This is a genomic window from Geotalea toluenoxydans JCM 15764, from assembly GCF_001311985.1.
GTDB classification, from domain to species: Bacteria; Desulfobacterota; Desulfuromonadia; order Geobacterales; family Geobacteraceae; genus Geotalea; species Geotalea toluenoxydans.
In genome coordinates this window covers 14,714-29,467 of sequence record NZ_BBCJ01000024.1, presented here as the reverse complement: position 1 = coordinate 29,467, position 14,754 = coordinate 14,714, and the positions used below count along the sequence as shown (strand labels likewise).

General features: G+C 54.1%; 5 protein-coding genes and 4 pseudogenes. 2 read left to right on the top strand and 7 right to left on the bottom strand.

From position 1 onward, the window contains the following. The first annotated feature begins 42 nt into the window (after window positions 1-42). Window positions 43-252 (top strand): hypothetical protein, encoded by a 210-nt coding sequence (locus JCM15764_RS15095; protein WP_012645930.1) that lies wholly within the window; start codon window positions 43-45, stop codon window positions 250-252. A gap of 91 nt (window positions 253-343) precedes the next feature. Here the strand turns inward: JCM15764_RS15095 and JCM15764_RS15090 are convergent. From JCM15764_RS15090 to JCM15764_RS15065, 6 genes and pseudogenes are all read right to left on the bottom strand, one after another. Next, window positions 344-3,231 (bottom strand): annotated as a pseudogene (locus tag JCM15764_RS15090) (ATP-binding protein). 95 nt (window positions 3,232-3,326) lie between these two features. Next, window positions 3,327-5,050 (bottom strand): annotated as a pseudogene (locus JCM15764_RS15085) (acyl-CoA carboxylase subunit beta). A gap of 145 nt (window positions 5,051-5,195) precedes the next feature. After that, a complete protein-coding gene (locus JCM15764_RS15080; RefSeq protein WP_012645927.1) occupies window positions 5,196-5,759 on the bottom strand; it encodes a helix-turn-helix domain-containing protein in 564 nt (187 codons plus the stop codon). A 154-nt stretch (window positions 5,760-5,913) separates the two neighbouring features. Then, on the bottom strand, window positions 5,914-7,179 hold the full coding sequence (locus JCM15764_RS15075; RefSeq protein WP_054697180.1) for a (Fe-S)-binding protein: 1,266 nt from the start codon (window positions 7,177-7,179) through the stop codon (window positions 5,914-5,916). Window positions 7,180-7,243: 64 nt separating this feature from the next. Beyond that, a pseudogene (locus JCM15764_RS15070) lies at window positions 7,244-8,627 on the bottom strand (FAD-binding oxidoreductase). A 78-nt stretch (window positions 8,628-8,705) separates the two neighbouring features. Next, a complete protein-coding gene (locus JCM15764_RS15065; RefSeq protein WP_054697176.1) occupies window positions 8,706-9,983 on the bottom strand; it encodes a lactate racemase domain-containing protein in 1,278 nt (425 codons plus the stop codon). A 215-nt stretch (window positions 9,984-10,198) separates the two neighbouring features. Here JCM15764_RS15065 and JCM15764_RS15060 point away from each other — a divergent pair. Beyond that, window positions 10,199-12,249: pseudogene (locus JCM15764_RS15060) on the top strand (sodium-translocating pyrophosphatase). Between the two features lie 478 nt (window positions 12,250-12,727). Here JCM15764_RS15060 and JCM15764_RS15055 read toward each other — a convergent pair. Continuing rightward, on the bottom strand, window positions 12,728-14,473 hold the full coding sequence (locus tag JCM15764_RS15055) for an OmpL47-type beta-barrel domain-containing protein (protein WP_243689112.1): 1,746 nt from the start codon (window positions 14,471-14,473) through the stop codon (window positions 12,728-12,730). Between the last annotated feature and the right edge of the window lie 281 nt (window positions 14,474-14,754).

The following is a 14,754-nucleotide window of genomic DNA, read 5'->3' as shown; positions in this document are numbered from 1 at the left end:
TAGATCATATCGGTGCTTCATGAAATGAGAAAGGAGACAGCCATGAAATGCCCAGTATGCAAAAGCCGGCAGCACAGCGAAATGGAGCTTCATTCCGACGGCTTCACGGAAGACATCATGGAGTGCCCCAGCTGCGGGACCATGTGGTCGGTGAACCATGGTATAACCGAGGTCATCAAGGATCCCCAGGAAAAGTCGTTTCTCGAAGCACAGTCCGAATGCGTAGAAGGGGATGATTACAATCTGCACTGAGCCTCTGCCCACTAACAGCAAACCCCGCTTTGGAGGCGGGGTGAGATTATCAGAGGGCTCCGTTGTCGGAGCCCTTTTTCTTTTCTTGAAGCTAGAGTACCGCCTTCAGATATTTAGTCGTCAAGGTACGTTTTTCCCGCTCTATCTCATTGGGATCGACCTCGACAAACTTCTCATCGGGGGTCACCTTGAACAACGGCTGGCCTTTTTGAACAATGGTGCCGTCACCACCTTGAATGAGGATCTTGTCGATAGTGCCGGAGAACGGCGCATTGACCTTGTTGAACATCTTCATGACCTCGATGATGTAAAGGGGTTGCCCCTTATCGAAATGCATCCCCTCTTCGACGAAGGCGGGCATGCCTGGGGCCTCCTGGGCATAATACATGCCGCCGCAAACGGAGACAATTTCATCGGCCTTGGTGGCCGGTGGGGGGACCAGTACTTTTTTCATGCGAGCCTGAAGATCAGGATCTGTCAGGTATTCGGGAATGGTAATCTCCAGATCCTCTTCAACACGCAGATCCCAGAACTTCACGTTAACCCCGACCAGGAACAGCATGCCGAGCAGCTCCAGTCCCGCTTCATAGCCGAAGTGAGCCGACCGTACCTGCTCCCACGTCGCTGCATCCATGCCACCTTGCGGTTCGTCCTTCTGCAGCAGCTCACACAGCTGGAAATATTCGTCCCTTTGCAGGCCGAGTTTCTCCCGCAGCGTTCTGGAAAAGCTGAGTGCCTCCTGAAGCAGTTCATTATCGTGACCCCAGATCACCTCAGCTGCCGGTTTATGGGGACGGAACGACATATGGAGATAATCGTAGGTATCGTTGAGTACTCCTAGCGGATTCCTCAGCCAGACCACCTTGCCGTTGTCAATGCGGAAATTCTTGGTGTTCATGCTCAACCAGCCGGACAAGAGATGGGGGTCGCCGAGAAGTCTTTCCATGGGACGGGTAATGAGGGTGCCCTTGCGGTCAAGCAGGGACGACATGTTTTTTGCCACCTTCGGATCGTCGGGAAACTGCTCCGCCAGGAGTTTGGCATAATGCTTTTTCATCTGCAGGAAGGCAAAGACCGGATCAAGCTTGTTTGCCTCCTCCTTCAAGGTGCCGACCAGCGTCAGATAAGGCACGACGAAACGTGTAGTGGGCTTTGCCATGACATTGGTGCCAAGAAACCAGTTAACGAGACCATAATGGAACTCCAGATTGGTGGCCAGATCGCTGCCGCGGAGAGTAGTGCTGCGGATAACCTCTGACATGCGCTCGTAGCTGTCACGGCGATCCTCCCCCTTGGTCAGAAGGAGTGCAATATTCGAGTCGTAGGCTCCAGCCACCTTGTATTTGACGAAGATGCCGGTGTCAGGGTTGAGCATGCTGATGCCCTGATCGTCACGGATCTCGCCATCGATGGGCTTCGACCAGTAGCGGATCATGCCTCCTGCGTGGGGCGAGAGGGAATCGTCAGTTGCATTCAAGCGCGCTTCCACGGAAGCGTTGAACCGCACGAGCCGCTCCGGCTTGGGCAGGCGCTCCTTGTGCCGTGCCAGCAAAGCCATGGCCTCCACCAGCGACTCGACCACGAAAAAGTCGTTCTTGTCCTTGGGGTTGGTGAACTTGAGGTTGTAGCAAAGCTCTGTGACCCGGTGCTCAACTTGGATCCTGGTGTTCACCTCCATGAAAAAGTGACGGTCGCGGTCAACGATACATTCGAAGGTTGAGGCAGAATCCAGGCCGACTGCCCTGCCGAAACGCTCCGATTCCTCTTCCATGCGCTTGAGGACCTTCAGGTCGCTCTCCAGGGCTTTTGCTTCGCTCTTGTTGCCGGCTGCTTGGCCCTCTCAATGGCCGCCAACAGTCCTTCCTGTGTTACCGATACCTCCAGCAGCTTTTGCTCATGCATCTGCAGGGAACAGTCGCGGCCACCAAGGGCTATGCACCAGTCGCCGTTGCCCAGCAGCTGGATCTCGTTATGGCGGGTCTGCTCAATGTTCAGCTCGATGAGGACGTTTTTATTATCGCCAATGCCGTTGGCTTTGACCTCATTGAGAATCTCCCTTACCAGAGTAGGAGCCTCCGCTGCAGCGGCAGCAATAGCCTTGTCGTCGGCTTTTTTCAGCGGCAGCAGCGATGCGCCCAGAATTCGCTGCCCCTTGCCGCCGCCCCCGCCAATGGCCTTAAGACGAATCCGGCTTTGGGGATATTTCCTGAACATATCGGCAACTTCGGCCTGAACCTGCGCACAGAGCTCTTCGATGGAAAAGAGGTCCACCCCTTTGACATAGGAGGCATAGAGAATATGATCCGCCAGGTCTTCCAGAGAGATATCAGGATTGCTGATCACCTGTTCGTCGCACTTGAAGCCGTCGGACTTGACCAGTGCCAGGAGTTTTTCCCTTGTCGGATGTTTTTTGAGTAAGGTACGGGCGGTGACGTTATCGATACCGGGAGTGACACTGACATTCACTGTCAGGGCAGTACGTTTGGCTTCGTCCTTCTTGCCCGCTCCTGCCTGGGTGGCAGAGCAGGGACCGATGAACTTCAAACCGGCAGCTTCGATTGCGGCAACAAACTCATCATCTTCCGCCATAAAACCGTAGCCGGCAAAGATAGAATCATAGCCGTTGTCTTTGGCAATACTGATGATCTGATGGATACGCTCGACCCGCTCCTCCTTACTGGCGCCGGTGTAGTCGGGCACGCGGTGGACGCGGCGGGAGTCGGTCAGCTGGCGCAGTTCAGGGGCAAGAGCATTGGGGTAAACGATGGAATCTTTTTCCGACAGCAGTATACCGTAATGGGTAATACCCATTTCCTCGTAGACATCCATAGCTTCCTTGCGGATCGGTCCACGACAAACGATCAGAGGTTTCAGGTCCTCGCAGGAAAAGGAACTCACCCAATCGGACGGGGACTTGCCGAGCCGGCGATCTTTATGAATGAGCGGGTTCTTGATGTAGTAATCAGAGGTTTGTTTCATTGGTCTCTATCTCCAATCCATTGGATATTAAAAGTCACAACCTTACAAGCAACACTTCTGCACCTGGCAGGCCCTGCGTCTCAAGGCTCCGTTTTTTAATGGAACTCGCGCTGCACCGCCTGCATCGGACTAGGCTTATAGTGCCTGAGGAAGAAGTTCAGGTTCTCGCCGAGCACCTTGCGCAGATCGGTAGGCATGACAAGAGACGAGATGGAGCCAAGGCTGAGCGCTTCCTTCGGTTCATCAGCTCCTTTTCGTAGCGCAGGTTGAGGGCTGCTTCCTGGGTTCTCAGCCACTCGGCCGCTTCTTTTTCCGCATCACTCTTTGCAGCATCCTCTTTAACACCGGCCTCCACACGCTGCAGGGTGCCCCGTTTTACTCGCTCGGCAACTTCAGTGCGCAGCTTGCGCAGTTCGTCCTTGTAGACGAATTCTTTGCCGGCAGGCCCCATGACAGCCAGACGGGTGGTCGGCAGAGCAAGAACCAGATCGGCGCCGGTCGGGTAGTTGTTATAGGATGCATAGGCACCGCCGTAAGCATTGCGGAGGATCAACAGGATGCGCGGTGTGCGGATATCAACGATGGAATCGAGCATTGCCCGGCCTGCCTGAACGATGCCGCGGGCCTCCTGCTCGCGGCCCGGCAGGAAGCCAGTGGTATCTTCCATGAAGATGATGGGGATGTTGTAGATGTTGCAGAAACGGTTGAAACGGGCAATCTTGTAGGCTGCATCAACGTCGATCTGCCCGGAGTCCACGGCGCTGTTGTTGGCGACGAAACCGACAACGTTGCCGCCCAGGCGACCGAAGGCGGTGACGGCATTCCGGGCACGGTTGGGCTGCATTTCAAAATAGTCGCCATGATCGCAGATCTGCTGGATAATGATGGAAACGTCAAACGGAGTATTGAATCCGGTCGGCGAGTTGAAGGCCTTCTTGAGAAGAGTGTTGATCTCCCAGGTCTTGCGGTCGAGGGGATCGCTGGTCGGCTGAAAAGGAGCCATGACGCTGTTATTGTCAGGAAGGTAGTTGAGGAGCATGACGGCGGTACGCAGAGCGCCCACTTCGTCCTCGACGGTAAGATCGGCTACGCCCGACTGGCCATGGACTTTGGGTCCGCCCAGGTCTTCAGGGGTTACATCCTCGCCCAGGACGGATTTGACGACGCCGGGACCAGTGAGGCCGAAGAAGGTATCCTGGGGCTGAATGACAAAGCTCCCCTGCCTGGGAAGGTAGCTCCCGCCACCGGCATTGAAGCCGAACATGCACATGATGCTGGGAACGACACCGCTGATTTTTCGCAGGGCAGTGAAGGCTTCGGCATAGCCGTCAAGCCCGCCAACCCCGGCAGGAACAAAGGCGCCGGCGCTGTCATTCATGCCGATAAGCGGTATTCCTTTCTCACCGGCCATCTGGAAAAGACGGGCCAGCTTGTTGCCGTTGGTTGCATCCATGGAACCGGCGCGGACAGTGAAGTCATGGCCGTAAACAGCCACGTCCCGCCCGTGAATATTGAGAATGCCCGTGACAAGTGAAGCACCGTCCAGGTTTTTGCCCCAGTTCTGGAAAAGGATGTTCGGCTCCAGTTCAGTCAGGACCCTGATCCTTTCCCAAACGGTCATTCGCTTTTTGAAGTGCTGCTTCTCGATCTGATCGATGCTCACCGATTTTATGGGCCGCTGGATCAGGTCGTAACCCTCCTTCATGGCCTCTTCGTAGCCGCCTTCCGCACGGGAAATCTCACCGGGAATGTTGAAATCAACTTTCTCATCCGGGGCAAAGGGGTTTTTCAGTGAAGGTTTAATCGCTTTTTTGGACATCTCCGTCATCCTTCCGGTAATTGGATTGTTTCAGCAATAGTCTTAAGCCAGGGTAATTAGATTCATTTTGTTTTCAAAGTCACACGAAAGGGGAAGCATCGGGTGAATTGGCACTTCGGGAGGGGTAGATCAAAATTTCTGATTCTTATCTGGTTACAACGGCAAGCACCTTTACCTCTGACCCGTCTTTGGATAGAAGTCGATGCTTGAGGGAAGAATCGAAGTAGACGCAGTCCCCCTCTTCGAGGGAGATGCGCTCGTCGTCCAGGAGAAGTTCGGCACTGCCTTGCATGATAAAGAGAAATTCCTCACCGTCATGGCTGTAGGTATTCTCCTCGGCAGCCTTTTCTGCCACAGAAAGCAGAAACGGTTCCATCTTCTTGTTCTGTTTCCTGAATGACAGGGATTCGTACGAGTAGCCCTGGCTGGTTCCGGAACGGGAGATGACCCGGGGTATCAACTTGCGCTCACCCTTCCGAACCACCTCGAACCGGCACTCTTCCTCATCCTCGGCGAAAAACATACCGACCTTCACGTCAAAAAACTTCGCGATTTTCGACAGTGTCGCAATCGGCGGAGAAACGTTATTGTTTTCGATCTGAGAGATGAGAGCCGGCGAGAATCCGGTTTCTTTCGCAACGGCCTGTAGTGTCAGCTTCTTAGCGAGACGCAGCTTTTTTATCTTGGCGCCGATATTGTAATCGGTCATTAATTGCCCCAAAAAAATAAAACCTATTTTTATTTTTCGGAATACATACCGAATTTAGATTCCAATGTCAATAAAAAAAATTTCACTAATAATAAAATCCTGACAATAAATCAAGACCTTAAGCAGCACTTAAAACCTTTTATTATTATGAAAATCAGTTTCTGATTTTTCGCGCCAGAATTTCCAGGGTATGCAACACTCGTGTCGGAGCGCCGCTGTGCTTCAACCCGTCGGAAAGCTGCATCATGCAACCGGGGCAACCGGTAACAACCGCATCGGCGCCGGTACGTTTTATGGCTTCGCTCTTACTTGAATTAATCTCCATTGAGCTTTCATAGTGATAAACATTGAAGGTTCCACCAAGGCCGCAACACTTGTCAGCACCCTCCATCTCCACCAGTTGCACACCGGTTGCCGCCGTGAGCAGTTCCCTCGGCTGCCTGGTGATGGCCCGGGTACGCAGATGGCAGGGGTCATGATAGGTAATTTTCATCGCCTCACCGGCGCCGGTCTCTTCCGGCTGTAATCCCAGTTTTTGCAGCAGGACCGAGGCATCGATCGTCTTTTCGGCCAGAGCCAGCAGCCGCTGTTGCAACTCGGGGTTCCTCTTGCCGACTACTGCCGGATAAAATTTATGCAGGGCTCCGCCACAGGTTGCACAGGCGGTGACAACATAATCGGCTTCGTATTTTTCCAGGGCAGACAGATTCCTTTCAGCCAATTCCCGCACCGTCTCCATATCGCCGCCGGACATGCCGGGCAGGCCGCAGCACTGCTGATCTTTGGGAATGATGACGGTGCAGCCCAGATGACGGAACAAAGCCAGGGCAGCTTCACCCACCTCAGTGTATACAAAATTAGTCATACAGCCGACAAAATAGATAACGCGCGGCTTGCCCGGCTCCCCCTGAATTACCTCAGGGTGGCGAGACAGGAATGGCTTTTTTGCCAACTGGGGAATATGACGCCTGCCGCCGACGAAAGGAAGCGGAAAACGCAGCCTCAGGCCCGAAGTTGCCGGCACCTTGCGGAAAAAGAGCGGCCCGAGGATGGCGGCCATTGCCGCTCCCATGCTCATCATTTTGCGGTTTCTTATGACCCGCCCTACAGCCTTATGAAACGTGGTTAGTCCCCGCTGCTCCGCCAGAGCCTCACGGGCGGCGATGACAATCTCGTCCGTGGGCACCTCGTTGGGACACTTTTCAACACAGCTGCCGCAAAGCAGACACTTGGACATGGCCAGATAGGTCTGATCGTCCAGCTCGATGTCCTTGGCCAGCAAATGCTGAGTCAGGGCCACCTTGCCCCGCGCTACCGCAGGCTCGCGCTGGAAAGTGGAGAATGCAGGACAGTTGGCCCGGCAGGCACCACACTTGACGCATTTTTTCAGGTCCTTTTCAATTCTCTTCAATGGGTCCACGTCATGCCTTTGTAGGGGCAGGCCCATGTGCCTGCCCGATTCAGGCGCCCACACGGGGGCGCCCTTACGATTTCACCGGAAACATCTTCCCGGGGTTAAGAATGTTGTTGGGATCCAGCGCCTTCTTGATCGCCTGCATGGCCGCCAATTGAGCTCCCTTCAACTCCAGATGGATGTACGGCTGTTTGGCCAGTCCTACTCCGTGCTCGCCGGACATGGTGCCGTTCAGGTCAAGGGCAGCCTGAAACACCTCGCCGATGGCCTGGTGAGCCTTCTCTTCCATACCGGGAACAGTCTTGTCAATCATGACATTCACATGGATATTGCCGTCACCGGCATGGCCGAAGTTTACTATGGGAATGTCGTACTTTTGCTGGATCTTTTCAATGTGGCGAATGACGTCAGGCACCTTGCTCCTTGGCACGACGATATCCTCGTTGAATTTATCAGGGTTCACATCCCGAAGGGACGGTGAAACCAATCTGCGGACCTTCCACAGTGCCTCGGATTCGGTCGCATTTTTAGCTACCTTGCATTCCACCAGCAAGGGGTCTCACCAGTTCCTGAATACGGGCAGCCTGTTTTTCTATCAGCTCCCGATCACCATCCACCTCGATGATCAACACTGCCCGGCCGCTGTCCGGGATACCCAGGCTAAAGCGTTTCTCCACGCATTGCAGTGTAGCATGGTCCATAAACTCAAGGGTTGTCGGGATGATCTTGTTGCCGATGATGGTTGAAACCGCCCTGGCAGCCCCGTCGATGGAATCGAAGATGGTAAGCATCGTCTTCTTCGCCTCGGGAAGAGGAAGAAGTTTGAAGATGATCTTGGTAATAATGCCCAGCGTCCCTTCCGACCCGCAAAGCAGTCGGGTCAGGTCGTAACCTACTACCCCCTTGTATGTCTCACCTCCGGTGCGGATGATGTCACCCGTCGGCAAAACCACCTCCAGCCCCATGACGAAATCCCTCGTCACACCATACTTGACACAGCGGGGGCCGCCGGCATTCTCCGCCACATTACCCCCAAGGGTAGAAAACTTCAATGAAGCCGGGTCGGGAGGATAGAAAAGTCCCAGTTTCTCCACCTCCATCTGGAACTGCTCGGTTACCACCCCCGGTTCAACCTCGGCGATGAGATTTTCCGTGTCGATGCGCAGGATGCGATTCAGGCGGGTGACCACCAGAACGATGCCTCCCCCCTTGGGCAATGCGCCGCCGGTAAAACCGCTTCCTGCTCCACGGGGAAAAACATGAATATTTTCGGCGTTGGCAAGCTTCATTATCTGCGAAATCTCATCCACGTTACCCGGATGAACGACCGCATCCGGGAGAAACTCCATCTGCGTGGCATCATAGCCGTAACAGAGCAGATCCTGGCGTTCCGTGGCGACATTTTCGCTGCCGACGATGGTTATTATTTGCTCAAGAATCCTTGATTCAAGCATTTGCACCTCTTCAACATCTTGTTCTATGTTCTATGTTCTATGTTCTATGTTCCATGTTCTGTGTTTCCTACCTAGAACCTAGAACTTAGAACCTTGAACAGTCTTTAACACCGGCAGGACATTCCCCCCCTCCGGTATCACATAAGCCTTGAAATCAGGTGGCAGGAAAGTGACCGCCTTGTCCATGGCCTCATCCAGATTGCCGGCCGGGGTCATACCCATCTGCTCCACTTCTTCAGGAGGCAGGTCCGAAACCAGGATCACCCGGAATCGCTGCGCCTTCTGCAGGGTGGCATAAGCCGTCTGGCCGTTGATCTCGTAATGCTCCCGCAGTTCGTTCTCCATGGCATCCAGGTCTTTGAACCTGAACCAGCGGTGAAAGGTGTCATGACCATAACCGTCGTTGCAGCGCGCAAGCAGGATCATGACCCCGCCATCCTTCACGGCATGACTGGCATACTCCATGGATTTATGGGCCTGGATGAAATTGATGTCCTTGGGAAAGCCGCCGCAGGAAACTATCACCAGATCTGATTTCTCACTGATCCTGCAGGAGAAGTGGTCTGCGTAATACCTGCACCCTTCCAGGTGCATTTCCCGCCAGTCGCCGGCAAATGCGGCTATGATTCGCTTGTCCGGCGAGAGGACCGTATTGAAGATGAAATCGGGATCGATCATGGCACAGGCTTCAACCATTGCCTGATGGACCGGATTGCCGTCAAGAACCCCGGTCGCGGCAAAGGGGTTCTTGCCACTGGCGGGTTCGGGGTTAAGCACGGTGAAATGACTGGCCATGCAGGCTCTGCGGCTGGCGACACCGGGCAGAATTGATTTTCTGCCGCCGCCGAACCCCGCAAAATAGTGGAAACCGATGGTTCCGGTTAAAATGACCCGATCCGCTTCAGCGACCGACCTGTTTATTTCCACCCCTATGCCGGTAGAGGTATTGCCCAGATAAGCCAGCTTTCCCGGATTGTCGCAATCGTGATCGGTGACCCTGATCCTTCCATGGAGAGCGCCAAGAATTTTTTTGTGCTCCTGTTCGCTCTGGCGACGATGGATACCCAGGGCAACGACAATCTCCATGTCCCGGTCACTGATCCCTGCTTGATTCAGTCGGTCGACCAGGAGCGGCAGATAAAGATCACTCCCGGTGTAGCGTGTGATATCGGAGGTGACGATGACTACCTTCTCTCCCCTGGTAAACGAAGAAAGGTACGGCTCGCAATCGGAGATTGCCCGGTCGATAAGCTGAAAAGGAGGATCGGAAGCGGGATTGTCAGTGCGCAGTTCCCCAAGAAGACGGCCAGGAGGGATTTGCAGAGAAAATGTTGTTTCACCGTATCGAAGCAGCATGGGGTCTGATGATACATTTTCATTGATGAAAGCGCAACCTTTAAGACGGTCTCCCCCGCCGGATCAGGCACTTGAAATGGAGCCGTTGGCTGCTAAAAAAAGTTGACAAAACATGGCTTTTCCTATAACAGTTTGTCGGTTTTCATGGGAAGTTAAGCTGTTTCCTCGCCTGAATTTACGCCTTACATTAAGGCACATTACATAGGAGGATGTAAATGGAACAGTATGCAGTAATGTTTGCCCTGATCTGTGCCGTGGCTGCAGTTGCCTACGGTCTTTTCTCGGCCCAGTGGATCCTGGGGCTTCCCCAGGGCAATGAGCGGATGAAACAAATCGCCGCAGCCATCCAGGAGGGGGCCGGCGCCTACATGAAGCGCCAGTATACCATCATAGCCATGGTCGGCGTAGTCATGTTCATTGCACTTTTCGCCAGCCTTGGCGCCAAGACTGCCGTAGGCTTCGCCATCGGTGCTCTTTTCTCCGGCTTGACCGGCTTCATCGGCATGTTCGTTTCGGTGCGGGCCAATGTACGGACCACTGAAGCTGCCAAATCAGGCATCGTCAAAGCTCTCAACGTAGCCTTTCGCGGCGGCGCCATCACCGGCATGCTCGTTGTCGGCCTCGGTCTGCTAGGCGTTGCCGGTTACTATCTGATTCTGCAAAAACTGATGCCGGAGGCCCCGGTAAAAGAGGTGGTAAGCCAACTGGTAGGCCTCGGTTTCGGCGGTTCGCTGATCTCAATCTTTGCTCGTCTTGGCGGCGGTATCTTCACCAAAGGCGCCGACGTTGGCGCCGACCTGGTAGGCAAGGTGGAAGCAGGCATTCCCGAAGACGACCCTCGCAACCCTGCCGTTATCGCCGACAACGTGGGTGACAACGTGGGCGACTGCGCCGGCATGGCTGCCGACCTGTTCGAGACTTATGCAGTTACACTGATAGCCGCCATGCTGCTGGGCGCCATAGCTTTTGTCGGCAACCAGTCCGCAGTCAGCTATCCGTTGATTCTCGGCGGCATATCCATCATTGCTCGATCATCGGTACCTTCTTCGTCAAACTTGGCGCCAGCCAGAAAATCATGGGTGCCCTCTATAAGGGTCTGATCGTTTCCGGAGTGATTGCCTGTGTTGCCTTCTACTTCGTCACAGCCCAGATGTTTCCACAGGGGCTCACCAATGCGGCAGGAGAGACTTTCAGCGCCACCAACATCTTTATTTCAGCAATCGTCGGCTTGGTCGTGACCGGCGCCATTTTCTGGATCACTGAATACTACACCTCCACCGAATACGGTCCGGTCCGACATATCGCCCAGGCCTCCACAACCGGCCACGGCACCAACGTCATCGCCGGTCTGGGTGTTTCCATGAAATCCACCGCTGCTCCGGTAATCGTCATCGCCGCCGGTATCATTGTTTCCTTCCAGTGCGCCGGAGTCTACGGCATCGCCATTGCCGCCGTCTCCATGCTCTCCCTGACCGGCATCGTCGTAGCCATGGACGCCTATGGCCCGATCACTGACAACGCCGGTGGTATCGCCGAAATGGCTGAGCTGGACAAGTCTGTCCGCGACGTCACAGACCCTCTGGATGCCGTAGGCAACACCACCAAGGCTGTCACCAAGGGTTACGCCATAGGCTCAGCCGGGCTGGCCGCCGTTATCCTGTTCACCTCTTACGTTGATGAATTGAAATTGGTCGGCAAGGCGATCACCTTCGATCTCTCCGACCCCTACATCATCGTCGGCCTGTTCATCGGCGGCATGCTCCCCTACTACTTTGCCGCCCAGTGCATGGAAGCAGTTGGCAAAGCGGGAGGAGCCGTAGTTATAGAAGTTCGCCGTCAATTCCGCGAGATCAAGGGCATCATGGAAGGTACCGGCAAACCGGATTATGCTTCCTGCGTTGATATCGTCACCAAAACCGCCCTCAAGGAAATGGTCATTCCCGGCCTCATTCCCATTCTTGCCCCCGTCATCGTCGGTTTTACCCTCGGCCCCAAGGCCCTGGGTGGCGTAATCGTCGGCACCATTGTCACCGGCATCTTCGTCGCCATCTCCATGACCACCGGCGGCGGCGCCTGGGATAATGCGAAAAAATACATCGAAGATGGCCACCATGGCGGTAAAGGTGGTGACGCCCACAAGGCTGCAGTAACCGGCGACACAGTCGGCGACCCATATAAGGACACTGCCGGCCCGGCAGTAAATCCCATGATCAAGATCATCAATATCGTATCGCTCTTGATCGTTCCCTTGTTGGCCAAGATGTAATCCAACTGCAGTCATCCAGTAACAGAAAAGCGGCGCCGGAAACTTTCCGGGCCGCTTTTTTATTGCCTGTAGAAATGGAGGTAACGCCTGTTCATTGCTGAAGCTTCAACAGTCCAGACCTTCTGCAAGCAAGACGCAACAGCATATGGATTTTCACAACCGGCCTAGGAGTCTGTCGGACTTAGGGATCGAAGCGAGAGAATGGAAAATCGAGGACGGATATTTGGAAATTTGAGAGCGAATAGTGGACCTATTTGTCGAAAATTTACGGAGATCCGGACCGATTTGCCATTTTCGCAGCCGATTCATTCTAAGTCCGACAGACTCCTAGCAACACTCACCCATGCATAAGGCTTTTCATCCAGACTGTTAAAGCAGCATAATCCCCAGTATCAGACTGATATTGACGATCCCCAGGGTAATATATTCCCAGAGGCCAATTTTATCATTTCTCGTCGTATCCAGATAAAGACGCTGATTAACTGGCGGAGCTGGTAGCCGTCTGAGTAAGCGGATTCCGGCATAATGCCATCCATGGGACCATCGACAATGGCGGCATCAGATTTTGCCCTTCTCTCCGCCCCTGCCATATCTGAAAATGGTGCGGCAGCAGGCAGCTGCGGAGGGGCTGCCGCCGCTTTTGCAGCAAATTTGAATTCGCGCCTTGGAGTTCCGGCAGATTCGGCTGCGGCGCGTCCCCCCTTGCTTCTCCCCTGCCCCGGGCATTTTCAACGGACACAAGCATTGTTTTGAGAGGCTCCTTGTTGCCTGCCTTGTCCACCGCCTGGTAATCAATCCGGTACCTGCCTGGCGTAATAATGGTGAACGGCACCGTGTCGCGGGTATCTTCCCTGCCGTCTATGGAATATTCGACCATGTGAACACCGGACAGGCCATCGGTAGCCTTTGGCTGAAAAAGGGTCGTGCTGTCCACATGGACCAGGCCATCGAGTCTGCTTTGCGTGATCCCGACAACGATTTCGCTTACCGGTGGAGTTCTATCGATGACAGCAGTGAAGCTGCCCGCAGGTTCCAGATTGCCCACCATATCAGAGCTCCGGAACTCTATCTCATATTTCCCTTCCGCTTCGAAGGAGAACGGAACAGCCGGCACCCAAGCACCACCGTTTATCTGGTACTCCGTTGTCTTGACCGCAGACATCTTATCGTCTGCAGCCAGCTGGAATTCCACCTTATGATCGACCGCAAGGGACTCTCCCCTCTCGACTTTTTGGCCTGAAGCAAGGAGCGATGTTTCCGGCGGCGTGGTGTCTACGACAAGATCGAGAATGTGTGGCGCCTCCTTTTCCCCTGTTTCGTCTGTACTTTTGAAGGCAATCCGATGTCTGCCCGCTCCCGGCACGGTAAAAGGCGCATATTTCCGCCACGGGCCGTTGTCAATACTGAACTCAGTGGAGATAACCCCAGACATGCTTTCCACGACCAGGGTCACTGGAGTCTTGTCGCTTATGACCAGGTCTTTTCCTTTATACTGAGGATCACCGACCAGGGCGGAAGTCTTTACCGGGATCTTTTCGCTGGTGATGGTAATGGTCTTTTCCGCTTCTTTATTTCCCACATTGTCGACGCTTCGGTAGCTGACGGTGTGAACACCGTTCGCAGGGGCTGTGAATGAGGTGTATGGCTGCCAGGCCCCCTGATCTACCCGATATTCCACCAGGGCAGTGCCTGAACCATCCTCTGTGGTCTCCAGCATGATGGTGCTCTTTTTGCCGACCAAGCCCGGCCGACCGGGGACAACCTCCCGGCGATCGATAAAGGCAGTAGTCTGCGGAGGCGTACCATCCACCACGATGGAAAAGCTGCGCGGGGATTCTTCGTTACCCGCATTGTCAATACTGCGATAGTCAATCTGACGAGAACCCTCGGCAGTTACCCTGAACGGCTCATAGGCCTTCCATTCCCCGTTATCGATCCGGTACTCGGTTCGGGCAATCCCGGAAGCGCCCCCCACAACCTTTATGACAAGTTGGGTGGCCGGGCTGACATAAAAAAGCCCCGTTTCGGAAATAAATTGCGGCTCCCCCACATTAATGCCGCTCATCGGTTTTTTCCTCTCCGGTGCTGTCCCACCGGCGGTAGTACCTGGGGCGGCTAGAGCAGGTACCGATGAACCTGACGCTCCGGCGGCATCTTCTCCCGCCAAGGTGTCAGCGACCGCTGCTCCTGGAATATGCATGCCGATAAAGATTAGAAGAAACATTACCGTTTTTCCCATAAAAGCACCTTTTGGGCCGAATGACCCGATGAAAAATTGTCGAATGATACACCACTTAATCAAGTAGGCGCAATCTTTTCTACAGATGCATCTTGACATAACGGCATTTTAAATTAGATTATTACAATTAAATAGTTGACCCCTAAAATCTTTGAAAATGACAACCATCGGAAATGACGACAAAAACAAAAGCGCTCAGCAAAAATTAATGATCCAAAACAGGTTAAAAATATTGACAGAGTGCCCATAGACAGTGTATTAGAGTT